Origin of the sequence: Crenobacter intestini, assembly GCF_004919095.1 — a bacterium.
Classification (GTDB): domain Bacteria; phylum Pseudomonadota; class Gammaproteobacteria; order Burkholderiales; family Chromobacteriaceae; genus Craterilacuibacter; species Craterilacuibacter intestini.
The window spans coordinates 172,439-198,002 of sequence record NZ_STGJ01000002.1 but is presented as its reverse complement, the minus strand read 5'-3'; the positions used below and the strand labels follow the sequence as shown (position 1 = coordinate 198,002).

25 protein-coding genes and 1 tRNA gene are annotated in these 25,564 nt (G+C 68.4%); 11 read left to right on the top strand and 15 right to left on the bottom strand.

Annotated features, from left to right (window positions below; all coding sequences use genetic code 11):
- The first annotated feature begins 86 nt into the window (after nucleotides 1-86).
- The 6 genes from E5K04_RS03445 to E5K04_RS03420 all read left to right on the top strand — a co-directional run bounded on the left by E5K04_RS03445 (nucleotide 87) and on the right by E5K04_RS03420 (nucleotide 4,228).
- Nucleotides 87-1,103, top strand: a complete 1,017-nt coding sequence (locus E5K04_RS03445; RefSeq protein WP_136551517.1) for an ornithine cyclodeaminase — start codon at nucleotides 87-89, stop codon at nucleotides 1,101-1,103.
- An 80-nt stretch (nucleotides 1,104-1,183) separates the two neighbouring features.
- Nucleotides 1,184-1,259 (top strand) — tRNA-Ala (locus tag E5K04_RS03440).
- A gap of 206 nt (nucleotides 1,260-1,465) precedes the next feature.
- Nucleotides 1,466-2,020 carry a flavodoxin family protein gene (locus E5K04_RS03435; RefSeq protein ID WP_136551516.1) on the top strand — a complete coding sequence of 185 codons (555 nt, stop codon included), beginning with the start codon at nucleotides 1,466-1,468 and terminating at the stop codon, nucleotides 2,018-2,020.
- 158 nt (nucleotides 2,021-2,178) lie between these two features.
- Nucleotides 2,179-2,589 (top strand): hypothetical protein, encoded by a 411-nt coding sequence (locus tag E5K04_RS03430; RefSeq protein ID WP_136551515.1) that lies wholly within the window; start codon nucleotides 2,179-2,181, stop codon nucleotides 2,587-2,589.
- Nucleotides 2,586-2,969 (top strand): hypothetical protein, encoded by a 384-nt coding sequence (locus E5K04_RS03425; RefSeq protein WP_136551514.1) that lies wholly within the window; start codon nucleotides 2,586-2,588, stop codon nucleotides 2,967-2,969. Before E5K04_RS03430 ends, E5K04_RS03425 begins: the two co-directional genes overlap by 4 nt.
- A gap of 221 nt (nucleotides 2,970-3,190) precedes the next feature.
- Nucleotides 3,191-4,228 carry a GGDEF domain-containing protein gene (locus E5K04_RS03420; RefSeq protein WP_136551513.1) on the top strand — a complete coding sequence of 346 codons (1,038 nt, stop codon included), beginning with the start codon at nucleotides 3,191-3,193 and terminating at the stop codon, nucleotides 4,226-4,228.
- 31 nt (nucleotides 4,229-4,259) lie between these two features.
- Here E5K04_RS03420 and E5K04_RS03415 read toward each other — a convergent pair whose 3' ends face one another.
- Nucleotides 4,260-4,517: a transporter suffix domain-containing protein gene (locus E5K04_RS03415; protein ID WP_136551512.1), complete on the bottom strand. Its 258-nt coding sequence runs from the start codon at nucleotides 4,515-4,517 to the stop codon at nucleotides 4,260-4,262.
- Between the two features lie 61 nt (nucleotides 4,518-4,578).
- The gene (locus E5K04_RS03410) at nucleotides 4,579-5,208 is read right to left on the bottom strand and encodes a cysteine hydrolase family protein (protein WP_136551511.1); all 630 of its coding nucleotides are present in this window, start codon (nucleotides 5,206-5,208) and stop codon (nucleotides 4,579-4,581) included.
- 345 nt (nucleotides 5,209-5,553) lie between these two features.
- Here E5K04_RS03410 and E5K04_RS03405 point away from each other — a divergent pair, with 345 nt between their 5' ends.
- On the top strand, nucleotides 5,554-5,736 hold the full coding sequence (locus E5K04_RS03405) for a hypothetical protein (protein WP_136551510.1): 183 nt from the start codon (nucleotides 5,554-5,556) through the stop codon (nucleotides 5,734-5,736).
- 169 nt (nucleotides 5,737-5,905) lie between these two features.
- Entirely contained in the window at nucleotides 5,906-6,622 is a 717-nt protein-coding gene (locus tag E5K04_RS03400) for a DUF2242 domain-containing protein (protein ID WP_136551509.1), read from the top strand.
- Between the two features lie 28 nt (nucleotides 6,623-6,650).
- On the opposite strand, the gene cls is transcribed toward E5K04_RS03400, so the two are convergent.
- The 4 genes from cls to E5K04_RS03380 form a co-directional block, all read right to left on the bottom strand.
- Nucleotides 6,651-8,081, bottom strand: a complete 1,431-nt coding sequence (gene cls / locus E5K04_RS03395; protein WP_136551508.1) for a cardiolipin synthase — start codon at nucleotides 8,079-8,081, stop codon at nucleotides 6,651-6,653.
- A gap of 165 nt (nucleotides 8,082-8,246) precedes the next feature.
- Complete coding sequence (locus tag E5K04_RS03390) at nucleotides 8,247-9,131, bottom strand: ABC transporter permease (RefSeq protein WP_136551507.1); 885 nt, start codon at nucleotides 9,129-9,131, stop codon at nucleotides 8,247-8,249.
- Nucleotides 9,128-10,219 carry an ABC transporter permease gene (locus E5K04_RS03385; protein WP_136551506.1) on the bottom strand — a complete coding sequence of 364 codons (1,092 nt, stop codon included), beginning with the start codon at nucleotides 10,217-10,219 and terminating at the stop codon, nucleotides 9,128-9,130. The genes E5K04_RS03390 and E5K04_RS03385 overlap by 4 nt, the downstream gene beginning before the upstream one ends.
- Nucleotides 10,206-11,741, bottom strand: coding sequence for an ABC transporter ATP-binding protein (locus E5K04_RS03380; protein ID WP_136551505.1), 1,536 nt, complete (start codon nucleotides 11,739-11,741; stop codon nucleotides 10,206-10,208). Before E5K04_RS03380 ends, E5K04_RS03385 begins: the two co-directional genes overlap by 14 nt.
- A 220-nt stretch (nucleotides 11,742-11,961) precedes the next feature.
- Here E5K04_RS03380 and E5K04_RS03375 point away from each other — a divergent pair, with 220 nt between their 5' ends.
- Complete coding sequence (locus E5K04_RS03375) at nucleotides 11,962-13,032, top strand: BMP family ABC transporter substrate-binding protein (RefSeq protein WP_136551504.1); 1,071 nt, start codon at nucleotides 11,962-11,964, stop codon at nucleotides 13,030-13,032.
- 136 nt (nucleotides 13,033-13,168) lie between these two features.
- Entirely contained in the window at nucleotides 13,169-13,789 is a 621-nt protein-coding gene (locus E5K04_RS03370) for a DUF4136 domain-containing protein (RefSeq protein ID WP_136551503.1), read from the top strand.
- 1 nt (nucleotide 13,790) lies between these two features.
- Here E5K04_RS03370 and E5K04_RS03365 read toward each other — a convergent pair whose 3' ends face one another.
- From E5K04_RS03365 to E5K04_RS03345, 5 genes are all read right to left on the bottom strand, one after another.
- On the bottom strand, nucleotides 13,791-15,497 hold the full coding sequence (locus E5K04_RS03365) for a response regulator (protein ID WP_136551502.1): 1,707 nt from the start codon (nucleotides 15,495-15,497) through the stop codon (nucleotides 13,791-13,793).
- 16 nt (nucleotides 15,498-15,513) lie between these two features.
- A complete protein-coding gene (locus tag E5K04_RS03360) occupies nucleotides 15,514-17,655 on the bottom strand; it encodes a UvrD-helicase domain-containing protein (RefSeq protein ID WP_136551501.1) in 2,142 nt (713 codons plus the stop codon).
- Nucleotides 17,656-17,802: 147 nt separating this feature from the next.
- Nucleotides 17,803-18,336: a YfaZ family outer membrane protein gene (locus E5K04_RS03355; RefSeq protein ID WP_136551500.1), complete on the bottom strand. Its 534-nt coding sequence runs from the start codon at nucleotides 18,334-18,336 to the stop codon at nucleotides 17,803-17,805.
- A 74-nt stretch (nucleotides 18,337-18,410) separates the two neighbouring features.
- Nucleotides 18,411-19,061: a YceH family protein gene (locus tag E5K04_RS03350; protein ID WP_136551499.1), complete on the bottom strand. Its 651-nt coding sequence runs from the start codon at nucleotides 19,059-19,061 to the stop codon at nucleotides 18,411-18,413.
- A gap of 53 nt (nucleotides 19,062-19,114) precedes the next feature.
- Nucleotides 19,115-20,653 (bottom strand): glycine betaine uptake BCCT transporter, encoded by a 1,539-nt coding sequence (locus E5K04_RS03345; RefSeq protein WP_136551498.1) that lies wholly within the window; start codon nucleotides 20,651-20,653, stop codon nucleotides 19,115-19,117.
- A 296-nt stretch (nucleotides 20,654-20,949) separates the two neighbouring features.
- Between E5K04_RS03345 and E5K04_RS03340 the strand changes: the two genes are divergently transcribed.
- Nucleotides 20,950-21,711, top strand: coding sequence for a TlyA family RNA methyltransferase (locus tag E5K04_RS03340; RefSeq protein ID WP_136551497.1), 762 nt, complete (start codon nucleotides 20,950-20,952; stop codon nucleotides 21,709-21,711).
- 34 nt (nucleotides 21,712-21,745) lie between these two features.
- On the opposite strand, the gene E5K04_RS03335 is transcribed toward E5K04_RS03340, so the two are convergent.
- The 4 genes from E5K04_RS03335 to E5K04_RS03320 form a co-directional block, all read right to left on the bottom strand.
- Nucleotides 21,746-22,243 (bottom strand): universal stress protein, encoded by a 498-nt coding sequence (locus E5K04_RS03335; protein WP_168929145.1) that lies wholly within the window; start codon nucleotides 22,241-22,243, stop codon nucleotides 21,746-21,748.
- Between the two features lie 80 nt (nucleotides 22,244-22,323).
- Nucleotides 22,324-22,689: a cupin domain-containing protein gene (locus E5K04_RS03330; RefSeq protein ID WP_136551495.1), complete on the bottom strand. Its 366-nt coding sequence runs from the start codon at nucleotides 22,687-22,689 to the stop codon at nucleotides 22,324-22,326.
- Between the two features lie 79 nt (nucleotides 22,690-22,768).
- The gene (locus E5K04_RS03325) at nucleotides 22,769-24,835 is read right to left on the bottom strand and encodes a prolyl oligopeptidase family serine peptidase (protein WP_136551494.1); all 2,067 of its coding nucleotides are present in this window, start codon (nucleotides 24,833-24,835) and stop codon (nucleotides 22,769-22,771) included.
- A gap of 89 nt (nucleotides 24,836-24,924) precedes the next feature.
- Nucleotides 24,925-25,539 carry a PEP-CTERM sorting domain-containing protein gene (locus E5K04_RS03320; RefSeq protein ID WP_168929144.1) on the bottom strand — a complete coding sequence of 205 codons (615 nt, stop codon included), beginning with the start codon at nucleotides 25,537-25,539 and terminating at the stop codon, nucleotides 24,925-24,927.
- Between the last annotated feature and the right edge of the window lie 25 nt (nucleotides 25,540-25,564).

Here is a 25,564-nt window from a genome sequence, read left to right as displayed (position 1 = left end):
ACGAAACGCGCACACTTTTGCCGCTTCCGCCTGACTTGGCTCGTTGCCAGAATGAAGCCATCCCCACCGCACGACGGAGCGCCACCATGACCCTGCTGCTGACTCCCCGCGACGTCGCCCGTATCGTCTCCCACCACGGACTGCCCCACTTCCTGCGCACGCTGACCGACCGCATCGAGGCCGACTTCTGCCGCTGGGAAGAATTCGACAAATGCCCGCGCATGGCCAGCCACAGCGAGGTCGGTGTGATCGAGCTGATGCCGGTCGCCGACGCGCACGACTACAGCTTCAAGTACGTGAACGGCCACCCGGGCAACACCCGCCACGGACTGCCGACGGTGATGGCGTTCGGCGTGCTCGCCGACGTCGCCACCGGCACGCCGCGCCTCCTGAGCGAGTTGACCGTCACCACCGCGCTGCGTACCGCGGCGACCTCGGCGATGGCCGCCCGCCGGCTTGCCCGCGCCGGCAGCAAGGTGATGGCGCTGATCGGCAACGGCGCGCAGGCCGAATTCCAAGCGCTGGCCTTCCACCACCTGGTCGGCATCGAAGAGCTGCGTCTCTACGACATCGACCCGGCCGCCACCGCCAAGCTGATCAACAACCTGGGCGACACCCCCGGCCTCAGGCTGACCGTGTGCACGAGCGTGCGCGAGGCGGTCGCCGGCGCCGACATCGTCACCACCATCACCGCCGACAAGGCGTACGCGACCATCCTCGACGCCGACCTGCTCGAACCGGGCATGCACCTGAACGCGGTCGGCGGCGACTGCCCGGGCAAGACCGAACTGGCCGCCGGCGTGCTCGAACGCAGCAAGGTGTTCGTCGAATTCGAGCCGCAGACGCGGATCGAGGGCGACCTGCAGCAGATGCCGGCCGACTTCCACGTGACCGAGTTGTGGCGCGTGCTGACCGAGCGGGCGCCGGGGCGCACCGCCGACACCGACATCACCCTGTTCGACTCGGTCGGCTTCGCGCTGGAAGACTACTCGGCACTCGTGACGCTGGAACACGCTGCGCACGAACAGGGCGTCGGCCGCGACATCGAACTGGTGCCGCAACTGGCCGACCCAAAGAACCTGTTCGGCCAGCTGCGCGTGTAAAGCGGCCCGCTCCGCCACCGGCGGGGCTGCCTCTTGACCGAAAAACGCGCCCAGTATTACGATTGCCCACACAAAATGACGGGCCGATAGCTCAGCTGGGAGAGCGCTGCGTTCGCAATGCAGAGGTCGAGGGTTCGATCCCCTTTCGGTCCACCAGACACCCAAAAACCAACCGCCCGCGGTTGGTTTTTTCATGCCTGCGCCCCCTCCCGCCCCTTGCACGGCATGACTGTCGCCTGAAACGGGACAGTGAATTGCGCGCCGCGCATATCGTACTGGCAGCCGCCTGCCTATCATGCAAAGCGTCGCGGCGCCTTGCCGGTGCCGACCCTTACCGTTATCCCTGCAAGGAGCGTCCACACATGGCTGACATTGTCGTCGTTTACCATTCCGGCTACGGCCACACCCAACGCATGGCGCAAAGCGTCGCCGAGGGCGCCGGCGCCCGCCTGCTCGCGATCGACGCCGAAGGCAACCTGCCTGACGGCGGCTGGGAGGCGCTCGCCGCCGCCGACGCGATCATCTTCGGCAGCCCGACCTATATGGGCAGCGTCAGCTGGCAGTTCAAGAAATTCGCCGACGCCTCGTCCAAACCGTGGTTCGGCCAGCAGTGGAAGGACAAGCTGTTCGCCGGCTTCACCAACAGCGCGACGATGAACGGCGACAAGCACTCGACACTGCACTACATGATGACGCTGGCGATGCAGCACAGCGGCCTGTGGGTCGGCACCGGCATGATGCCGAGCAACAGCAAAGCCGCCGGGCGCAACGACGTCAACTACGTCGGCTCCTTCTCCGGCGCGATGGCGCAAAGCCCGTCCGACGCCGGCGTCGACGAGATGCTGCCGGGCGACCTGGAAACCGCACGTCTGTTCGGCGCGCGCGTCGCCGAGGCAGCCGCGCGCTGGGCACGCTAAGCGCGCCTCTGCCCCCTGCGCACACGCCCGGCCTCAGGCCGGGCGTTGTCTTTGGCGCTGGCATCCGCAGAGCGCCGCCGTACATGTCGGCGGGGACGCATTGCCTGATTCCCTATGCTAAAGGTGAATTCCACTCGCCCTGCCTGAAAGGATCTTGCATGCCACGCCCTCTATTTGGCGCCTGCCTGCTGACGCTCGCGCTGGCCCTGCCCGTGCCGGCTGCGCTGGCACAGGCCGCACCGCCCGCCGCCAGTGCCGCACCGCCCACGACCGTGCAAATCGACAACGAAGACGAAATCGACCAGGGGCTGAAGCGCTTCGGCTACCTGACCGGCTTGGCCTTAGGCTGCGTGACCGACGCGCAGCGGCCGACGTTGCAGCGCGAGGCGCTGGACCTGAACGCAGAGATCAACCGCCTGCTCGGCGGCGACCGCGCCTTCCTCTACGCGGCGGCCTTCGGCTATGGCACGTCGACCAGCATCAAGGCCGACGAATGCAAACAGGTGCTCCAGCGCTACGAAGAGCGCGTCAAGCAGTTCCGCCAGCGCAGCGGCGGGAGCGGCTCATGAAAGCCCGGCCCACCCTGCTCGCCCTCTTGCTGCTGCCGACGCTGCTGCTGACCGACAGCGCGCTGGCCAGCCGTTACGAAATCCGTCAGGAGATCCGTGAAGGACGCGGCGAAGTGTTCCGCGAAAAACTCGAGGCCAGACGCGAGCTGCGCCGCTGCACCACCAGCGCGTGCGCGCGGCGCGAAATCCGCGAGGGTTACCGGGAGGTGAACCGCGAACGGCGCGAAGCCCGCCGTGAAGTGCGGCGCGAGATCCGGCAGGACAGGCGCGAGCGCTTCTGGCGCGAGCACGACGACGACAACCCGCTGCTGAACGGCCTGGTCGCCGGCGCGGCGATCGTCGGCGTCGGCGCCTTGCTCCGCAATATGGCTAACGACTGAAACGGCACGCGGGCAAGACCGCCATCCTCACGCGCCAAAACAGGCCACCGCCTGTCTTGCCCGGCCGCTGAGCCTGCCACCCACCCTGCGCTCGCGAGGCAGCATCGAGCGCAGCCAAGACCCCGCCAAGGCTTGCCAGACACCTTCTTAAGCAATTAACATAGCAATAAAGAACTATCTAAATTCAGATCATCCCAGCCACGCACAAGGACACATCAACCATGGAGTCTGCACATGCCGAAGCGGGGCTAGATGCGAGCCTCGCTGACGAGCATACGCAGTTGAGGCAGGCGCTACGCGATTGCCAGTTACAACTGGAAGCGGCACGTCTCGCGCACGCCAGCGCAAACCGCGAACTCACTTATTTACGCGAAATGATGGACGCGCTGCCCGCGCCGATCTTCGCCAAGGACGCGTCGCTGCGCTTCGTGTTTTTCAACCGGGCCTACGAGGCATTTTTCGGCATCCAGCGGGATGACTACCTGGGGAAGTCCGTCCTCGACCTCGAATACCTCCCCCCGGCGGAGCGCGAGGCCTACCAGCAAGAAGACGCCGCGATGTTGCAAACGGCTGGTACCGCCACCCATGAAAAGGCCTTCGGCCTGCCAGGCGGCGAGGCACGCACCGCGCTGTACTGGAGCCGGGGGATATCTGACACGCAGCAGCAACCGCTCGGGCTGGTCGGCATGATCGTCGACATCACCGGGCAGAAATCCGAACACCAGAGCCTCAGCCAGCAATTCGAGCAGTTGGTCCAGGCCCACGAGCAGGCGCGCACGCTCAGCCTGACCGACGAACTGACGGGGCTCGCCAACCGGCGTGACGCCACACTGCGCCTGCAGGCATTGATTACACAGGCGGAGCTGGGGTGTCTGGACAGTCTGAGCGTGATCATGTTCGACCTCGACCACTTCAAGGCAATCAACGACACCCACGGCCACGACGCGGGCGATCTGGTGTTGCAGGGCTTTGCCGAAATCATGCGCCGAACCTGCCGGCAGAGCGATACGGTCGCGAGGCTGGGCGGCGAGGAGTTCCTGTGCCTGCTACCGGGCGCGCAGGCGGAAACCGCCTTGCAGGTCGCCGAGCGCATCCGCCATGCCCTGCCCGAACTCGCAGCCAGCCCCTGCCCGGTGCGCTGCAGCGCCGGCATCGCCAGCCTCGGGCCGGGTGACAGCGCAGCGACGCTGCTCAAACGCGCGGACAGCGCGCTTTACCGGGCCAAACAGGCCGGCCGCGACCGCTCGGTCGTCTTCTGACGAGGGCTCGCACAATCCGATTTTGCGGCGCCTAGCCGGCGGGGCGCTGCCCGAACCACCTTTCGCGCCAGTAGCCGATGCTCAGGTAACGCCGGTAGCGCTGGGCGGCCTCCTTGCCCACCATCGACACGAAGACCCAGAACGCGATTTCGCCCAGCGTCGCACATACCGCGCTGACGATCACCTTTTCGTGCAGCCGCAGCGGCAACCACGGGGTCAGTAAGGCGATCCCCCACAGCAGGTTCGACAACACGAAGATCACCAGTACCCGCCTGCCTCCGCCTGCCATCTTGCTGCACCTCCGTCGCCGGGCGTGGCCGAAGCCGCCGCGGGCGGCCCCGGCCGCCGGCCTACAGTTTGCCCAGCGCGCGCTGGTTGGAGAAGAACACGTTGTCCATCTCGAGCGCCTCGCCGGCGGCCACCGCCGCGATCCACGCGTCGGTCGACACCACGGCGGCGAACGCGGTATGCGCGACCACGGTGAACACGCGGTGGATCTCCTCGGCGCTCGCCTCGCCGACCGCGTTGCGGTAGGGCAGCGAACCGGCCGCGTCGTGCAGCAGTTCGGCCTTCCAGCCCGCGTGCTGCAGCATGCGCACCGTCGAGTCGTCACAGTTGTGCGTCATGTAGCCGACCACGGTGACGGTGTCGATGCCGTGCTTGGTCAGCCACGCGGCAAGCCCGGTGTCGGGCGTCAGCACGCTGGCCAGTTCCTTTTCGACCAGATGGTCCCAGTGCTTGCCGGCGACCGAGTCATGCAGCTTGGCGCCTTCGCTGTCGCGGGCGAAGACCGGGAAGCCGGCGGGGAAGAACTGCTGGACCATCACGATCGGGATGCCGGCAGCCTGGGCCGCGTCCATCGCGCGCACGATATTCGGCAGGGAAACGTCGAGCGGCGGGTACTCGATCTTCAGGTTGCCGGTGACGTACTCGTTCTGCACGTCGATCACCAGCAACGCGCGTTTCGGGGCTTGTGCCATGTTTGCGCTCCATCAGGCAGGGGTAACTGCCCAAGCGTAGGCCGGCGCGGCGTGGCCTGATTGACAAAAAAAGGCGGGATCGGGCCAAATAGGCGGCCCAGCCCTAAAGCCCAGGCCCGCCATGCCCGCCCCCGCCACCGCCGTGGTCGTCTTCGACCGCATCAGCAGCTTCCTGCTGTCGACCCCGTACGCGGTGTTCGGCGAGGCGCAGCCGGCAGGAACGCGGGATGGCGCTGGCCGACTGGCGCACCGCCTTTGGCCGCCATTCGCCGCAATTTGCGCCAGATCAACACTTGAAAGCCGCAGCCGGAACATAATCAACCGCTTTTTCAGGAAGTACCCGCAATGGACTACTCGCTTCAAAGCCTGATCGAAGCGCTGCCCGACCTCGTGCGCTGCGAGCAGCTGGCCGTCAGCATGCTGCAGCAGAGCGTGCAGGACGGACAGATCGGCGACGCGCTCGCCAACTTGCTGACCAAGAGCCAGCAGACGCTGGCCGACCTGCGCGACAGCCTGCCGCTCCTGTAAACGCACCGCCTCTTCAAGAAGCATTTATCCTCACCGGACAGCGTACTTGCGCTTCTGGGCAACGCGGTAGCACCGTGTGAAGATGTATTGGGACATTGAATTCGGTAGGTATTGCCATATAATTTTTTATATGCTTACATCATGATTTGAGCTAAATTGGCTTGCAATCATGTCCTCCATCCTTCGCCACCCACTGCTACTCTCCCTGCTGACAGTCTTTGCCCTGTCCGGATGCGCGACCAAATACGCGTTCCAGAAGGAAAACTTCAGCGAGAAGGGCCCGTTTGACCATCGCTTCAACGCATCCAAGGACGTGGTTTACCAAGCCATGAAGCGCATCGCGCTACGGCAAGGCTTTGCCATCGAAAAGGAAAGCGAAGAGACCACGGCGCTCGTGGTCTCCAAACAGTATCAGGACGGCAATATCAACACCCTGCTGACGCTGTCCGGCATCGCGATGGGCAACGGGCGGGTCAGCGATGCCTGGATCGCGGCACAAGAAGTAAGCATGAAATCGACCGAAGCCAAGCAGATGACCAGTATCGGCCTGGGCTTTGGCCTGAGCATTCCGATTCCGACAGGCACCGTTTCTTCCTTGACCAAGGAGCGTGGGGAAACCATCAAGGACAAGGACTTCTACGCCCGCATGTTTGCCGCCATCGAAAAAGAACTGCCCGAAGTCAGCGCCCAGATGGCCGACCAGAAGCACGACGAAGAGCAACGCCTGCGCGCCGAAATCGAGAAAAAGCTGCGCATAGAAATGGAAATTCGTGCCAAGCTGGAGGCGGAGGCACGCAATCCATCTCGCGCGCCGGAAACGCCTAGCGTACCTCTGTCCACCCAGATGCAAGCCACCCCGGTCTCCGCTGCCACATCGGCCAAATGACTCTGTGCGGGCGGCTCAGCCGCCCCAACTACAGCAGCGGCGACACCAGATTGGCCACCCCCTCCTTCATCCGCTCGCGCAAGCTGCGCGCGCGCCAGCGCCTCGCGTCGACCGCGTCGGCCTGATCCTCGTACGCCTGCTGCAGCGCGACCAGCGCGGCGCTGAACGCCGCATCGTGCAAGAGCAGCATCAGCTCGAAGTTCAGGTGCAGGCTGCGCGTGTCGAGGTTGACCGTACCGAACAGCGCGAGCTCGCCGTCGATGGTGATGCTCTTGGTGTGCAGCAGGCCGCCCCGGTAGAGCAGGATCTCCACCCCGCATTCCAGCAAGGGCTCGAAATACCAGCGGCTCGCGTACTGCACCAGCCGCGAATCGTTGCGCGCGGGCACCAGCAGCCGTACCGACACCCCGCGCAGCGCCGCGTTCTGCAGCGCCAGCGCCAGCGCCTCGCCCGGCACGAAGTAAGGCGTGGTCAGCAGGATCTGCCGGCGCGCTTGGTTGACCGCCTCGACGATCAGCCTGAGGTTGGCGCTGCGCTCGGTCCCCGGCCCGGACGGCACCACCTGCGCGCTCGCCCCCGGCCACGCGACGGCGCCGGTCGCACGCACCGCACGCGATGGCGGCTCGCCGGTCTGCAGCATCCAGTCGTAGGCGAATACCGCGGCGAGCGCGTCGAGCACCGGCCCCTCGATGCGCGCCATCGCGTCGACCCACTCGCCGACGCCGGCGTCCTGCTTGAAGTAGCGCGGGTCGACCAGATTTAGGCTGCCGGTGTAGCCGATACGCCCGTCGATCAGCGCGATCTTGCGGTGCAGCCGCAGGTCGCCGCGCACGAAGGGCAGTTGCCACGCGCGCACCGTCATCGCCGCCTCCAGCCTCACCCCCGCCGCCCGCAGCCGCGCTGCGCCTTCGGAGGCGAGGTAGCGCTTGGCGCCGATCGCGTCGAGCAGCACCCGGCACGGCACGCCGCGCAAGGCGGTGGCAATCAGCGCAGCCTCGACATGGTCGGCGTCGCCGCCGGCGTTCCAGATATAGAAGGCGAGGTCGACGCCGACCTCGGCGCGGGCGATGTCGTCGGCCAGTTGGGCGAGCACGGTGTGGGTGTCGGCGATCAAGCGCAGGCGGTTGCCGCCGCTGGCCGGCAGCGCGGTCAGCCGGTTCGCCAGCGTCGAGAGCACCGGGAAATGCGGGCCGCTGTCGTGTGGGACGGTCGGCGGCGGCAGGCGCCAGCCGCCGAAGCGTTCGGCGAAAGCCGAGAGCCGCGCGCGCCGCGCACGGCCGATCGAGTGTTCGCCGACCAAGAGGTAGAGCAGGAAGCCGGCGAACGGCAGCGCCAGCGTCACCAGGATCCACGCGAAGCTGGAGCCGGGCGGGTGGCGGGTGGCGACCACCCGCAGCACCACCGCCAGCACCAGCAGCGCGTCGAGCGCGACGATCATCCAGCCCAGCCACCCAGACATCCAATCTGCCTCCCAAGACTTCCCGTGACATCCAGTATGAATGAGCGGGCGGCGGATTGCCGCCCGGAGCGGGCCCACGCCCCCGCAGGCGGGGACGAGACAAGGCAAAACGGCCGGGAAAGCGCAAGGTCCACGCCTTTCCCGGCCGTTCGGCGCGACGGACGCCTAGCGGTCCGGGTGGTAGGGCTTGCCCAGCGACAGCGGCTGGTTGAGCAGGATGGTGCGCGGGTCGCGGCAGATCAGCACCAGCACCAGCACGGTCGCGAGGTAAGGCAGCATCGACAGGAACTCGGACGGGATGGCGAGCCCCAGCGCCTGCGTATGCAGCTGCAGCACCGTCATGCCGCCGAACAGCCACGCGCCGGCGAGCACCCGCAGCGGCCGCCAGGTCGCGAACACCACCAGCGCCAGCGCGATCCAGCCGCGCCCGGCGGTCATCCCCTCCGCCCACATCGGCGTGTTGACGAGCGACAGGTAGGCGCCGGCAAGGCCGGCCAAAGCGCCGCCGAACAGCACCGCCGCGAGGCGGATAGGGCGCACCGCAAAGCCGATCGCATCCGCCACTTCGGGGCGCTCGCCGACCGCGCGCAGCAGGAGGCCGGCGCGGGTCTTCTGCAAGAACAGCCACAGCAGCGGACACAGGGCGATGGCGGCCCACGCGACCAGGTCCAGCCCCAGCACGCGCGGTACGCCGGCCGACACCACCTGCCCGACGAAGGGCTGGCCGGCGAACGCCGACAGGCCGACGCCGAACAGCGTCAGCGCGAGGCCGGTGGCGACCTGGTTGGTCATCAGGCCGAGCGTCAACAGCGCGAACAGCGCGGAGAGCGCGAGCCCCGCGCCCATGCCGGCGGCGAAGCCGGCGGCCGCGCTGCCGGTGTGGGTGGTCACCGCGAACGCGCTGACCGCGCCGGCGAGCATCATGCCCTCGACGCCGAGGTTGAGCACGCCCGAGCGCTCGACGACCAGCTCGCCCAGCGCGGCGAGGATCAGCGGCGTCGCCGCGGCGGCGGTCGACAACACGAGGGCGATCACGAACGCTTCGTTCATCGCGTGGACTCCTGGAGGGCGGGGGTGGCCGCAGGGCGTACCCTGCTGAGCCGGTAGTTGACGAACAGGTCGGCCGCCAACAGGTAGAAGAGCAGCAGCCCCTGAAACAGGCCGGTGATCGCCGCGGGCAGGCCCAATTCCATCTGCGCGGTCTCGCCGCCGATAAAGAGCAGCGACATCAGGAGCGCGCCCAGCAGCGCGCCCGGCGCCGACAGGCGGCCGACGAAGGCGACGATGATCGCCGCGAAGCCGTAGCCCGGCGACACCGAGGGCTGCAACTGGCCGAGCGGCCCGGCCACCTCGGCCACCCCGGCAAGCCCGGCAAAGCCGCCGGAGGCGAGCAGCGCGATCCAGACGTTGCGCCTCTGGCCGAAGCCCGCGTACAGCGCGGCCGCCGGCGCCTGCCCGGCCACGGTCAGCCGGAAACCCAGCCAGGTACGGGCGAGGAACAGCCACACGCAGGCGGTGAGCACCAGCGCGAGTAGCGCGACCACCGTCACCCGCATCTCGGGGTGCAGCAGCGGCAGGATCGCCGCCTCGCCGAACATCCTCGACTGCGGGAAGTTGAAGCCGTCCGGGTCGCGCCACGGGCCGCCGACCAGGTAGCGCAGCAACAGGCCGGCCACGTAGACCAGCATCAGGCTGACCAGGATCTCGTTGGTGTGAAAACGCGTGCGCAGGAAGGCCGGCACCGCCGCCCACGCCATGCCGCCCAGCACGCCGGCGGCCAGCATCGCCGGCATCAGCCACGGACCGCTGGCGTCGGGGAAGGCCAGCGCGACGCCGCCGCCGGCGATCGCGCCCATCACCAGTTGCCCCTCGGCGCCGATATTCCACACATTGGCGCGGTAGGCGATCACCAGCCCCAGCGCGCACAGCAACAACGGCGTCGCCTTGAGCAGCCATTCGCCGACGCCGTAGGCCGTGGTGAGCGGCTGCACGAAAAACGCGTAAAACGCCTTGCCGACCGGCGCTCCGAGCGCCCAGAACAACAGCGCGCCGGTCAGCGCCATCGCCAGCGCGGCAAAGAGCGGCGAGGCGACGCGCATCAGCGCGGACGGCGCCGGGCGCGCTTCAAGCTTGAACATGACCCACCTCCGTAAAATCGCCGCTCATCCAGCGGCCGATCAGCTCGACGCTGGCCTCGCGCGTCGGCACCGACGGCGACAGCCGGCCGTCGGCAAGCACCGCGATGCGGTCGCAGATCTCGAACAACTCGTCGAGCTCCTCCGAGATCACCAGCACCGCCGCGCCCTTGGCGCGCAGATCGACCAGCGCGCCACGGATCAGCGCGGCGGCGCCGACGTCGACGCCCCAGGTCGGCTGCGCGGCGACCATCACCGCCGGCGAGAGCAGCACCTCGCGGCCGATGATGAATTTCTGCAGGTTGCCGCCGGACAGGCTCTGCGCGGCGGCCGTCTCGTCGGGCGTCTTCACCTTGAAGCGCGCGATGATCTCGCGCGCGAACGCGTCCACCTTGCCGCGCAGTATCCACGGCCCCTTGGTGAGGCCCGCGCCGCGCCCGCCGGTGAGCAGCGCGTTGTCGGCGAGGCTCAGCGCGGGCACCGCGCCGCGGCCGAGCCGCTCCTCGGGGACGAACCCCAGCCCCAGCCCCAGCGCGCGCCGCGCCGCCGGCCCCAGCCGGCCGGCCTCGACCCCGGCAATACGCACGTCCCCCGCCTTCGCGCTGAGCGTCTCGCCGGAGAGCACCCGCAACAATTCCTGCTGGCCGTTGCCCGAGATACCAGCGATGCCGAAGATCTCGCCGCCCTTCACTTCCAGCGACACGCCATCAAGCGCGGTACCGAACGGGTCTTCGCTCTGCGCGGACACTGCGTCCAGCTTGAGGCGCACCTCACCGGGCGTGCCCGGCGGCAGCGGGCACGACGGCAGCTCGCTGCCTATCATCAGCCGCGCCAGACTGTCGTTACTCTCCACCCGCGGGTCGGCCTCGCCGCTGACCCGGCCCTGCCTGAGCACGGTCGCGCGTTCGCACAGCTCGCGGATCTCGTCGAGCTTGTGGCTGATGTAGAGGATCGAGCAGCCCTCGGCGGCAAGCTGGCGCAAGGTGGCGAACAGCTGGCGCACCGCCTGCGGCGTCAGCACCGAGGTCGGCTCGTCCATGATCAACAGGCGCGGCGACTGCAACAGGCAGCGCACGATCTCGACGCGCTGGCGCTCGCCGACCGACAGGCTGTGCACCAGCCGCTCCGGGTCGATCGGCAGCCCGTAGCGGGTCGACACCTCGCGGATGCGCTCGGACAGCCCCGCCGACGGCAGGCCGGTGGCCAGCGCAACGTTCTCGCTGACGGTCAGCGTCTCGAACAGGGAAAAATGCTGGAACACCATGCCGATGCCCAGCGCGCGCGCGGCGGCCGGGCTGTCGATGCGCACCCGCTTGCCCTCCCAGCGGATCTCGCCGCTGTCCGGGCGGGTGACGCCGTAGATGATCTTCATCAGGGTGCTCTTGCCGGCGCCGTTCTCGCCCAGCACCGCGTGGATCTCGCCCGGCGCGATGTCGAGGTGGACGTCGTCGTTGGCGACGACCGAGGGGTAGCGCTTGCTGATGCCGGAAAGCGACAGGCGCGGCGGGGCGGGAGGCGCAGTCATGATCGGGTACTCCACTTTCGGATCCGGCCGGGCCGGCGTGACTCAAGGCGCAATGTTAAATCCTTTGGCATTTTCCACCAAACATTTGTTTGACAATGAGGTTTATAATGCCGACGCCGGCGCGCGTCCTTACCCGATGGTCATCTTCTGCCGCGACCGATGGCGGATGGCACGGCATTTGCTCGTTCAGAGGTTTACCACCACTCCCAGGAGACCCCCGATGCTGTCCCGCCGTACCCTTATCGCGTCCATCATTGCCGGCACCCTCGCCGCGCCCGCCCTCGCCGCCGAACCGCTGAAGGTCGGCTTTGTCTATGTCGGCCCGGTCGGCGACGCCGGCTGGACCCACGCGCACGACCTCGGCCGCAAGGAAATGGAAAAGGCGCTGCCCGGCCAGATCAAGAGCACCTACGTCGAGAGCGTGCCCGAAGGCGCCGACGCCGAGCGCGTGATCCGCCAGCTCGCCGCCGCCGGCAACAAGCTGATCTTCACCACCTCGTTCGGCTACATGAACCAGACGCAGAAGGTCGCGCAGGCCTTCCCGCAGGTGAAGTTCGCGCACGCCACCGGCTACAAGACGGCGAAGAACGTCGCCATCTACAACCCGAAGACCTACGAGGGTTCCTACCTGATGGGCGTGATCGCCGGCGGCATGACCAAGAGCGATACGCTGGGCTTCGTCGGCTCCTTCCCGATCCCGGAAGTGATCCGCAACATCAACGCGTACACGCTGGGCGCGCAGAGCGTGAACCCGAAGATCAAGACCAAGGTGGTGTGGGTGAACAGTTGGTACGACCCGGCCAAGGAACGCCAGGCCGCCGAGACGCTGATCGCGCAGGGCGCCGACGTGCTGGCGCAGAACACCGACTCGCCGGCGATCGTGCAGACCGCGCAGGAGAAGGGCAAGTACGCGTTCGGCTGGGATACCGACATGAAGAAGTTCGGCCCGAAATCGCAGCTGGCGGCGTCGGTGATCAACTGGGGCGGCTACTACACCCGTACCGCCAAGGCGGTACTGGCCAACAACTGGAAGTCGGACAGCGTGGACTGGGGCGTGAAGGACGGCATGGTCGACGTGGTATCGGTCAACCCGGCCGTACCCAAACCGCTGCTCGCCAAGTTCGACGCCAAGAAGGCGCAGTTCGCCGCCGGCAAGTTCCACAGCTTCACCGGCCCGATCGTCGACCAGGCCGGCAAGACTATGGTCGCCGCCGGCCAGGTGCTGCCGCAGAAGGGCGTCGACACCATGAACTGGTACGTCAAGGGCGTCGAAGGCTCGATCCCGAAGTAAGCGCGCCCTGCCCTGTGCCGGAAGCCCACCCCCGCCTCGCGCGGGGGTTTTTGCTTTGATGGCATGCTGATGGCCACACCCTCGCCCATACTGCATGGGTGGCGCGCAGACGGCGCGCGTTTGTGGAGACAGGACCATGTGGAAACCCAGCCGATTGGCGGCAGCCGGCGTGCTCGCCGCCACCCTTGCCGCGTGCGCGACACAGACCACCGTGCAGAGCCAGTGGCGCGACCCCAGCTACACCGGCGGCCCGGTCAGGAGCGCGGTGGTGCTCGCCGTCGGCGGCAGCCCCACCGAGCGGCGCGTGTTCGAGGACACCGTCGCGCAGGAAATGAACACGCGGGGGGTCAACGCGACGCCGGCGTGGTCGCTGCTGCCATCTAGCGGCGGGCCGCTGCCGGAACCGGTGCTGGAGAAGGCGCTGGCCGACAGCCAGGCGCAGTCGCTGTTGCTGGTGCGGCTGATGCCGCTGAAGACGGATTACCGGGTGGTCGACCAGCCGGTATGGGGGCCGGGGCCGATGTGGGGCTGGTACGGTTTCTACCAGGGGCCGTGGTCGGTGCCGACGCTGCAAAGCTACCAACTCGCCGACACCCAGACTTCGCTGTGGGACGTGAAGAGCCGCCGCCTGTTGTGGTCGGGCGACATGCAGGCGTTCGACCCCTCGTCGGTCGCCGCGTCCGCGCAGTCCTACGCGAAGACGCTCGGCCAGACGCTGCAGCAGGCGGCGCTGCTGCCGGGAGCGCCCGCGCAGTAGCTCACACCACCCACTCGCGCCGGCCCTGCTGCGCCATCAGGGCGTTCCAGCCCTGCAGCAGCTTCTGGAACTTGCCGTTGTCCGGCGCGAGGCTCCGCACCTTCTGCAACAGCGCGTGCGCGTTGCGCGCGTGGCTCTCGTGCCAGCCCTGGCGCACCAGTTGCGCCATGATCGCGTTGCACATATTGAGCATCACCTGCAGGTTGTCCGGCAGGTCGGCGTGCGCGCGCGCGAACAGCGCGATCGCCTCGTCGAAGTGGCCGCCGTGTGCGGCGCGCACCGCCGCGTTGTTGAGGCCGACCACGTTCTCGACGTTGCTGGCGATCAGCTCTCGGCCCGCCTCGGCGCGGCCGACCTCGTCGAACATGCCGCCTAGCCGGCCGAGCAGCGCCTCGTCGTCGTGGTGGTTGCGCACCAGTTTCTTCACCACCTCGTCGGCCGCCTCGTTGCGCCCCTGCTGGTAGCAGGTGCGTACGTATTCGAGCAGCGCGTCGTTGCCAACCTCGCCTTCCAGCTTGGGCAGGCTGTCGCCGGCCTGCGCGATCAGCTGCTCGGCGCGCCGCTGGTTGCCCTGCGCGCGCTGCAGCTGGCTGTCGACCACGTCGGCCATCCACTCGCCCGCCTTGTCGTACTTGTAGTCGCGGCGCAGGGAGCCCAGCGTGCGGGAGGCGCCGGCCTTGTCGCCGCGCGCAATCTGCACGCGCGCCAGCGTCGCGTACAGCGCGGGGTCCCGGTGCCAGCTGTAGCGGGCCAGCTCGAGCGTCGCCGTGCACGCGGTTTCGGCCGCCTCCAGGTCGCCGTTGGCGAGCGCGACTTCGGAGAGCTGCTTCTGGCGGCGCACCACCACCGGCGAGAGGCGGGTCGCGGTGGCGAGCACGCCCTGCGCCGCCTCGCCGTCGTGGTTGGCCAGCGCGATCTTCGCCAGCCAGTCGTACGCTTCCATCACCCGGTCGTTGTCGCGCAGCACCTCCTCGAACAGCAGCCTCGCCTCGTCGTACTGCTTGAGGCCGGTCAGCGCCTTACCCAGGCCCAGCTTGGCCCAGGTCACCGGCTTGAGCTGCAGCACCGACATGTAGAGCGTCCGCGCGCGCTCCCAGTCGCCGATCTTCAGGCAGAGGCTGCCCTTCAGGCGCATGAAGTCGAGCGAGAACTCGCTGCGCGCGGCGGTCTCGCGCTCGCAGCCGGCGATCGCCTCCATGTACTCGAAGCGCATGATCGCGTCGTCAACCACGCGGAACGCCTCGCGCCGGCGCAGCGCGCGCTCGAGGCGCACGCGCAGCTCCTCGCCGGTGAACGGCTTGAGCAGGTAGTCGTCCGGCGCGAGCTCGGCCGCCGAGATCACCCGCTGTGCGCGCCGCTCGCCGGTCACCACCATGAACACGCAGGACTGCTTGATCAGGTTGCGCGCGCGCGCCTCCTCGAACAGGTAGAGCCCGTCGTAGCCCTTGCCCAGGTCGTAGTCGCACAGCACCACGTCGAAGTCGTAGTGGCCGAGCTTGGCCAGCGCGTCCGACGCGCGGCCGGCGTACTCGACGCGCTCGGCGCCGAAGCTCGCGAGCGTCATCGCCAGCGCCCGCTGCATCTCGGGCACGCTGTCGATCACCAGGAACAGCTTGTTGCGGTAGGGATTCGCTTCCTCGGCGCCGGACGGGGCCGTGCGGCCGCCGGTCAGCGTCTGGAACGAGGTCGACGGGGATGAGCTGCGCATCGGTGTCTCCTGGCGCTTAACACGCGCTCAGTTTGGCATAGCGCAGGTCGAGCCACTTGAGTCCGTGCTCGGCGAAGTTCACCTGCACGCGCACCTCGTCGCCACCGCCCTCGGCGTTGACGACGACGCCCAGCCCGAACTTGGCGTGGCTGACGCTCTGGCCGATCGAGAAGCCGCCGGCGGCGGCGGGCTTCGCCTTCGCCCACGCCGGCGTCTCGTTGAGCCACGCAGCCTGCCGCGCGGCCGGCGCCGGCTTGGGCGCGGACAACGTGTGGATCAGTGCCGGCGGCAGCTCGTCGACGAAGCGCGAGCGGATCGGGAAGCGGCTCTGGCCGTGCAGCATGCGGCTTTGCGCGCAGCTGAGGTACAGGCGGCGCCGCGCGCGGGTGATCGCCACGTACATCAGCCGGCGCTCTTCCTGCAGCCCCTTGCGGTCGGACAGGCTGTTCTCGTGCGGGAACAGGCCCTCTTCCAGCCCGGTGACGAACACGCCGCCGAACTCCAGCCCCTTGGCCGCGTGCACCGTCATCAGCTGCAGCGCGTCCTCGCCGGCCTCGGCCTGGTGCTCGCCCGCCTCCAGGCTCGCCGCGGTCAGGAATTCGACCACTTCCATGCCCGGCTCGTCGGCGACAAAGCCGGTCGCCGCGTTGATCAGTTCGTCGAGGTTGGCCAGGCGCTCCTCGCCGTCCTTGCGGTCCGCCTCGTACATCTCGCGCAGCCCCGAGCGGTCGATGACCAGGCTGATCATCTCGGCGAGGTTCAGGCGGTCGCGCTCGGCGCGCAAGCTTTCTATCAGCATCACGAAGCCAGCCACCGCGCCGCGGCCGGCGCCGCCCGCGCACGCCGCCTGCCACAGGGTCACGCCCTGCTCGCGGCTCGCCGCCTGCAACTGCTCGACCGAGCGCGCGCCGATCTTGCGCGCCGGCACGTTGATCACGCGCAGCAGGGCGTTGTCGTCATCCGGGCTGGACACCAGGCGCAAGTACGCCAGCGCGTGCTTGATCTCCTGGCGCTCGAAGAAGCGCAGGCCGCCGTAGATGCGGTAGGCGATGCCGGCGTTGACCAGCGCGTGCTCGAGCGCGCGCGACTGCGCGTTCGAGCGGTACAGCACCGCGAGGTCGGACAGGTCCCAGCCGTCGCGCGCAAGCGCCCTCACCTCGTCGCAGACGAATTCGGCCTCCTCGTTGTCGGAAAACGCCTCGTACAGGCGGATCGGCTCGCCTTCGCCGGCGTCGGTCCACAGGTTCTTGCCCAGCCGGCCGTCGTTCTGCTCGATCAGCGCGTTGGCGGCGGCGAGGATGTTGCCGGCCGAACGGTAGTTCTGCTCGAGGCGCACCGGCGCCTCGACGCCGTAGTCGGCGAGCAGCGATTTCATGTTGCCCACCTCGGCGCCGCGGAACGCGTAGATGCTCTGGTCGTCGTCGCCGACGGCGAACAGCGCGTTGTCGCGGCCGGCCAGCAGCTTCAGCCACGCATACTGCAGGCGGTTGGTGTCCTGGAACTCGTCGACCAGCACATGGCGGAAACGCTCGCGGTAGTGGGTCGCCAGCGCCTCGTTTCGGCTGAGCAGTTCGTACGCGCACAGCAGCAGCTCGGCGAAGTCGACCACGCCCTCGCGCTGGCACTGCGCGTCGTAGGCGGCGAAGATCTCGGCGAGCTTGCGGGTGTACGGGTCGATCGCCTGCACCTTGTCGGCGCGGTAGCCGGCTTCCTTGTTGCTGTTGATGAAGCCGACCACGTTCTTGGGCGGGAACTTCTCGTCGGACAGTTCGAGCTGCTTGATGAGGCGCTTGACGGCGGAGAGCTGCTCGCCCGAGTCCATGATCTGGAAGGTCTGCGGCAGGCCGGCGTCGCGGTAATGCACGCGCAGCAGGCGGTTGCAAAGGCCGTGGAAGGTGCCGATCCACATCTGCCGAGTGTTGACGGGCAGCATGGCCGACAGGCGGGTCTGCATCTCGCGCGCGGCCTTGTTGGTGAAGGTCACCGCCAGGATGGACGCCGGGCTCGCCTGCCCGGTCGACAAGAGCCACGCGATGCGCGTGGTCAGCACCCGCGTTTTGCCGCTGCCGGCGCCGGCGAGCACCAGCGCGCTCTTGGCCGGCCAGGTGACGGCACGCAGTTGTTCGGGGTTGAGTCCGGCGAGAAGGTCGGCGGGCATGGGTCGGGGCCTTGCGTGAAACAAAACCCGATTCTACATGATGCGGCGGGGGCCGCCGCGCCTGGCACCGGCCTGCGAGCCCGTGAGCCTTGGCAAGGCCAGACGCAAACGCGGCTGCGCGGGAGGCGCGGCCGGTCGTGGGCAGGCTTAGAAGCCGACGCTGACGCCGACGTAGGCGCCGTCGGCGAGCTTGGCGTCGCGGCGCGCGTCGTTGCGCTCGACCTTGAACTCGCGCCAGCCGGCCTCGACGCCGACCAGCGGCAGCGGCTTCCAGCGCAGGCCGGCCATCGCGTCGCTCACCTTGTGCACACTGCCGCTGGCGGCCGCATCCGGCGCCCAGTAGCCCTGTACGAAGCCTTCCAGCGACAGCGGCAGGTCGACGCTGACGCGGCCGCCGACCATCCCGGCGGTGGCGTCGCCGTAGGCGTCGAGCCACATCGCCTTGGCGCCCACGTCGATGCGGGCGAACGGCACCGGCAGGCCGAAGGTGAGGCCGACGCCGCCGGCCTTGGCGTCCTGGTGGCGGTCGGTCTGCAGGTAGTCGAGGGTGATGCCGGGGCCGAAGCCGGTCGGCGTGCGGCTGATAAAGCCGCCGTGCTCGGTGCCGGCGACGGTCAGGTCACCGGCGTTGGCACCGGCAGCGACCGCCAGCAGGGCGGCAACAATCAGGGAACGGGACATGGGTTTTCCTTATGGGTACGGAGGTTGAAAACGGCGACGGCCGCGCAGGCGGCCGTCTCGGTGCAAGGCGGCGCTCAGTCGCGGACGAGCGCGCCCTCCAGTTCGGCGACGCGCGCCTTGAGCGCGGCCACTTCGGCTTCCAGCGCGGCGACGCGGCCGGTCAGCCCGACCACGATCGCGTCGCAACCGGCGTCCGGCACCGCGCTGGCCGCGGTTTCGGCGACGGGCTCGCCGCACAGCAGGTGCGCCCAGCGCGCCTCGCGCTCGCCGGCCTGGCGCGGCAGGTGCACGACCAGCGGCGGGTACTTGTCGGCGAGCGCCGAAAGCGCGGTCTCGACCACGTCGGCGCTGGCGAAGGTGTGGATGCGCCCGGCGCGTGCGCGGATCTCGGCCGGCGTCTGCGCGCCGCGCAGCATCAGGAGCGCGAGCGCGGCGAGCTTCGCGCCGTCGACGTTCCACTCGTAGCCGAGCCGGTGCTCGTACTTGGCGACGCGGCTGCCGGCCGGCATCCGCTCGCCGATCAGGCGGCGCGCGAGCAGGCGGTCGAGCGAGGCGGACAGCTCGGCCTCGCCGAGGCTCATCACCGGTTCGCGGCTGGTGCTCTGGTTGCACGCGGCCAGCAGGCTCGCGCGGGTCAGCGGGTAGTTGTCAGGGGTGAGCGCCTGTTTTTCGACGAGGCAGCCCAACACCCTGACGTCGACCGGATCGAGTTCGTATGCGTCCATGGTGCGCTCCTAGGCTAAGGCGCCCATGATCGCACCAAAGCCGCCACCGCGCATCAGTCGCGGCCGGCCCCGCGCGCGGCCATCAGCCGCTCGACCTCGTGCGCGATCTCGCGCTGGTGGCGGTAGAGCGCGCGCGCCTCGGCCGACAGCGCCCGGTACAGCGACACGCACATGCCGACCATGATCAGCGAGAACGGCAAGGCGGTGACGATCGCCATGCTCTGCAGCGCCTTGAGCCCACCGCTGGCGAGCAGGATCAGCGCGATGGCGGCGACCAGCACGCCCCACGTCACCTTGACCCGTGCGGACGGGTTGAGGCTACCGCCGGACGAGAGCATGCCCAGCACGAAGGTCGCCGAGTCGGCCGAGGTGACGAAGAAGCTCAGCACCAACAGCATCGCCACCGTCGAGAGCAGGGCGCCGCCTGGCATCGCGTCGAACAGGTGGTAGAGCGCGGTCGCCGTGTTGTCGCCGACCGCGGCGGCCAGGTCGACCGAGCCGAACAGCTGCAGCCACAACCCGCTGCCGCCGAACACCGCAAACCACGCGAAGCTCGCCAGCGTCGGCACCAAGAGCACGCCGACCACGAACTCGCGGATGGTGCGCCCGCGCGAGACGCGCGCGATGAACATGCCGACGAACGGCGCCCAGGTGATCCACCACGCCCAGTAGAACAGCGTCCAGCCGGCGACCCAGCCGTTCTGCGAGTACGGCGTCAGGCGCAGGCTCTGCGCGATCAGATCGTCCAGGTAGTCGCCCAGCGTGGTGGTGAAAATCTCGAAGATGAAGCCGGTCGGCCCCAGCACCAGCAACAGCAGCAACAGGCAGACGGCCAGCCACAGGTTGAGGTTGGACAGGACGCGGATGCCGCGGGTGAGGCCGGTCAGCGAGGAGAGCACGAACAGCACGGTCGCGCCGGCGACCACCCAGAAGGTGGTCCAGCCGTTCTGCGGCACGCCCCACAGGTAGGCGAGCCCCGACTCGATCTGCAGCGCGCCGAAGCCCAGCGACGTGGCGACGCCGAAGGCGGTGGTTAGCACCGCCAGCGTGTCGATCGCGTAGCCCAGCGGGCCGTCGACGCGGCGCCCGAGCAGCGGGCGGAACACCGCGCTGATCAGGCCGGGCGCGCCGCGGTTGAACTTGAAGTAGGCGAGTGCGAGGCCCATCACGCTATAGATCGCCCACGGGTGCAAGCCCCAGTGGAAGAACGACGCATGCATCGCCATGCGTGCTGCCTCCGGCGTCGACGCGGCGACGCCGCGCGAGGGCGAGACGAAGTGCGACAGCGGCTCGGCGACGCCCCAGAACACCAGGCCGATCCCCATGCCGGCCGAGAACAGCATGGCGAACCAGGTGCCGCGCGAGAATTCGGGCTCGGCGTCCTCGCCGCCCAGGCGCAGTTGCGCGAAGCGGCTGAACGCGAGGTAGATGGTGAACAGCAGGAAACCGAACACGGCCAGCAGGTAGAACCAGCCGAAACGCTCGATGGTCAGCGTGAGCAGCGCGCCGGTCGCCCGGCCGAACAGGTCCGGCAGCAAGGCGCCGATCAGGACAAACAGCACGGTCAGTGCCAGGGAAATGCGAAGAACCATTATTGCTCCTTGAGTGGTCCTTTGCCGTGCGCGCCAGTACGCCGGGGCACGAACGCCGGACCGGTGGTTGGACGGATGACCCAAGGTGAGCCGATGCGGCCGGATGGCCGCCTTGCCCGCGGTACGGGCGTTACAAATTGACGGGCAAAGCCCGAACTGAAGGCACTCGCAATGCATAGAGTGCGAGTCAAGGCTATCATCAGGGCTGGTTTGACGCAAATCAAGGCGCCGCCGCTTGACAGGCGAACGCCGGCGGCGCGACCCTTGCCCGCCCTGCCAACCCTCCGGGAGATGCCATGATCCGCGCCGACTTGCTGCTGGTCGAACAGGGGCTCGCCGCCTCGCGCACCGCCGCGCAAAAACTGATCGAGGCCGGCCGCGTCCGCGTCGACACGGACGGGCAGCTCGCGGCCGTCGCCAAGGTCAGCCAGAAGCTGGCCGCCGACACCCGCTTCGACATCATTCCCGACGCCGCCGACCGCTACGTGTCGCGCGGCGCGCTCAAGCTCGAGGGCGCGCTCGCCGCGACCGGCGTCGACGTAACGGGGCTGAGCGCGCTCGACGTCGGCCAGTCGACCGGCGGCTTCACCGACTGCCTGCTGCAGGCCGGCGCGCGCCGCGTGGTCGGCGTCGACGTCGGCCACGACCAGCTCGCGCAGAGGATCCGCGACGACGCGCGGGTGCGCTGCTTCGAGGGGGTCAACGCGCGCGCGCTCGATAAAGCGACGTTGCTAGAAGCCAACGAAGGCGCAGCGTTCGACCTGATGGTGTGCGACGTGTCGTTCATCTCGCTGACGCTGATCCTGCCCTCCGCCTTGCCGCTGCTGGCCGATGGCGGCCGTCTGCTGAGCCTTGTCAAGCCGCAGTTCGAGGTGGGGCGCGAAGGGGTGTCCCGCGGCGGTATTGTGCGCGACGAGCGCTACTACCCGCGGGTGATGGACAAGATCGACGCGGCGCTGGCCGCGGAAGGCTTTAAGGCCTTGCAGTGGCTGGACAGCCCGATCAAGGGCGGCGACGGCAACCGCGAATTCTTCGTGCTCGCCGCGCGCAAGAACTGAAACCCCCGCTTGAAGCGGGGGTGTAGGGACAGGCTTACAGGATCGGGCGCTTCTCGAACACCTTCACCTCGTCGTCGTCGTGCGTGTTGCGCACGATCAAGAGCGGCAGCGTCGCCACCTTGAGCAGGGTCTCGGCGAAGCTGCCCATCAACAGGTTCATCAGCCCGGCGCGGCCGTGGGTGCCGAGCACGATCAGGTCGGCGCCGCGCTCGCGGGCGACGTCGATGAGCATGCGCGCCATCTCCTTGCCGCCGTCCCAGCTCTCGACGATCACCGTCTCGACCTTGTCAAGGCCGGCCTTGCGGATTTCCGACTCGGCCTCGGCGAGGATGTCGCGGCCGCGCGTCTGCGCCAGCGTGTGCAGGTCGTGGCTGCCGAGCATGCCGACGCCCTCGACGCTGATGTCGCGCAGGCTCGCCACGTGCACCGGGATCATGCGCGCGCCGGTCACCTTCGCCAGCTCGATTGCCTCGTTCAGCGCGAGGGTGGCGTTATGGCTGCCGTCGAGGGCAATCACGATGTTCTGGTACATAGCGGTCCTTTCTGTTGGGTTCCCGGCCATTGTGGCTTGCGCCAACGCAGGCCGTCTTCACCCAGATCAAACAAACGGTGTCAGCGCGCGGCCTCGAACACGGCGTAGGTCTTGCTCGCCGGCTCGATCACCTCCCACACACCCGCGAAGCCGGCCGGAATCACGAAGTGGTCGCCCGCCTCCAGCAGCACCGACGCGCCCGTCTCGTCGCTGACGCGCACCTTGCCCGAGAGCAGCGTGCAGAACTCGTGCTCGGTATAGCGCACCTTCCAGCGGCCGATGCCGCCGGACCAGATGCCGGCGTGGAACTGGCCGCTCTCGTCCGAGTAATGGTTTTCGACGCGCTGGCGGCACTCGCCGTCCAGCCGCCGCTCGGGGGCGGCGACGAAAGACTCGGCCTCGACCGGGTGGCGGGCAAATACGACGATATCGCTGACCTGCTGCATGGCTTCTCCTCTGTTGTCTAATATTTTCGACAACTTTGGCATAAAACCCGCCGCAGACACAAGCAGATGACTTGCCCAGTCAGTCCATCAGCTGGCGGTACAGGTAGACCAGCACCCGCGCGAGCTCCTCGGCGGTCTGCGCCTGCTGCGCGTTGCCGGTGTGGCCGCCGGCGTCGGTCTCGATCAACAGCGCGTCGTGGCCCAGCGCCTGCAGGCGCGCGACCATCTTGCGCGCGTGCCCCGGGTGGACGCGGTCGTCCTTGGCGCTGGTGGTAAACAGCGCGAGCGGGTAAGGCGCGCCGGCCGCGACGTGGTGGTAGGGCGAGTACGCCGCCAGCGCCGCTCGCTCGGCCTCGTCGGCCGGGTCGCCGTATTCGTCGATCCAGCTCGCACCGGCCAGCAGTTCGGTGTAGCGCAGCATGTCGAGCAGCGGCACCTCGCACACCACCGCGTTAAAGAGCTCCGGCCGGCGCACCATGCACGCGCCGACCAGCAGGCCGCCGTTGCTGCCACCCTCTATCCCCAGCCGGCGCGGGCTGGTCAGCCCGCGCGCGACCAGATCCTCGGCCACCGCGATGAAGTCGCCGAAGCTCACCGCGCGGCGCGGCCCCTGCGCCGCCTGGTGCCACGCCGGGCCGAACTCGCCGCCGCCCCGGATGCAGGCGAGCACGAAGGCGCCGCCCTTCTCCAGCCAGTGCGGGCCGAAATTCTCGACGTAATAAGGCAGCATCGGCACCTCGAAGCCGCCGTAGCCGTACATCAGCGTCGGCGTGCTGCCGTCCATCACCGTATGCCGGCCGCGCACCACGAAATACGGGATCGCGGTGCCGTCGGCGGCGCGCGCGCTGTGCTGCTCGGCAACAAACGCCGACGCGTCGAACGCCGCCGGCTGCGCGCGCAGCACTTCCTGCTCGCCGGTCGCCACATTCAGCCGCCACAGCCCGGTCGGCGTCAGAAAATCGCTGAAGCTGTAGCAGATGATGTCCGTATCCCACGGCTGGTCGGCGAACTCGACCACCCCGCTGTCAGGCACCGGCAGTGCGCGCTCGCGCCAGGCGCCGTCCACCCGGTCGAACGCGGTGAGCCGGCTCTTCACCTTGTCGATCAGGTTGACCACCACGCTCGCGCGGGTGGTCTCGACCGACTCGACCGAACACTTGTCGTGCGGCGCGACCAGCACCTGCACCCGGCCCAGAGATACGGCAGCCCCCCCTCTCCCCTCGGGAGAGGGGTCGGGGGTGAGGGCCGGCAGCGCCACCGCCAGCAGGCTGCCGGCGCGGTACTGTTCGCCCTGCCACGCCCAGTCGTCGGCCAGCTTCACAAGCAGTTCGCCGTGCAGATAGCCCTCGATGTCGGCGCGCTCGGGCAGCGGCAGCGCACGGGTGCTGTCGTCGGCGCCGATCAGGTGGTAGGTCTTGCGGTAGAAGGAGTCGGACGCCTCGATGATGTCGAGCGGCGCGCCGTCCGCGTCGAGGTAGCGCCACGCGGCGACCATCATCGCGCCCTTGCCCGCGACAAACAGCTTCACCCATTCGTGCCGGCCGCCCTCGCCGCGCGCCACCCGCCACACCTCGCGCGGGTAACCCGCGCGCGTCAGCGGCGCGCCTTGCCAGCCCGGGCACACCAGCGCGCTGTGTTCGTCGCGCCACGCGATATGGCTCTTGCCCTCGGGGAAGTTGAAGCCGTCGTCGATGAAGTCGCCCGCCTCGATGTCGAACTCGCGGCACACCGTCGCGTCCTGCCCGCCGCGGGTCAGGAACAGCATCGCCCGCGAGGGGGAAAGCGTGCAGTGCGACATCCCGTCGAGGAACCAGTCCTCGTCCTCGGCTGCGGCCAGCGCGTCCAGGTCGAACACCGGCTGCCAGTCGTTGCCGCCAGCGCGGTAGGTTTCCAGCGTGGTGCGCCGGTACAGCCCGCGCGGGTGCGCCTCGTCCTGGTGGAAGTTGTACAGCCAGCCGTCGTGCTCGGCGAAGAACGGGATCTGCCGGGTGTCCTGCAGGTGGGCGAGGATCTCGGCGGTCAACGGCGCGAAGCGCGGGTCGGCGTCGAGCAGGCGCTGCGTCTCTTGGTTTTGCGCAGTCACCCACGCTTGCGCGTCGGGGCTGTCCAGGCTTTCCAGCCACAAATAGGGGTCGTGAGGGGTCATGGCGTCGTCGCTGCGAATGAATGGGGGCGATGATGCCAGTAAAGCGCCGGCGGACAAACCCGTCTTCCCGCCGGCGCCCCCTCACCCGCTTATGGCTGCCGGCGGCGGCGCCACCAGCCGACCACCCCGAGGCCGGACAGCATCAGCAACGCGCTGGCCGGCTCGGGCACCGGCGAGACCGGCCGCACCAACCAGTTGCCCGCCAGTGGCCAGTGGCCGCGGATTTGGCTGCCTTCAAAGACGAAAGGCGCCCCGCCAGAGAGACTGCTCCAGGGGTAACCATGCACGGCATCTGCCGAGTTTGCCCAAAGATCCTTGCCATAGCCGGCATCGAAGCTCGAACGACTCATGGGAGCAAACCACTCGTAGAAGCTGTTGAGCACAGGCCCATTTTCTTTCTTGTAAACGTATTCAGGGAACAACACCAGCTCACCAAAATTACCCTGAATCAGCTGTTGCACCTCCTGAGATGACGCGTAGCGCAGGCCGTAAGTCGACATCACTGACTTGACCACAGCACCGTCGTACCCACCACCCAGAGTCGCGACCGGTTGCAGCCACTCCAGCCCGCTGGCGTCGTCGAACACCAGCAACTGGTCGCCCGTCAGCAGGTCGCGCTTGAAGAGCTCTGCGTGTGCCACACCGCTGAAGCCAAGGGTCAGGGCCAACACGGCAGCGCTGGCCAGGGGTCTTTTCGTCTGCATAGGTTTCTCCTCCCCCTTGTCCACA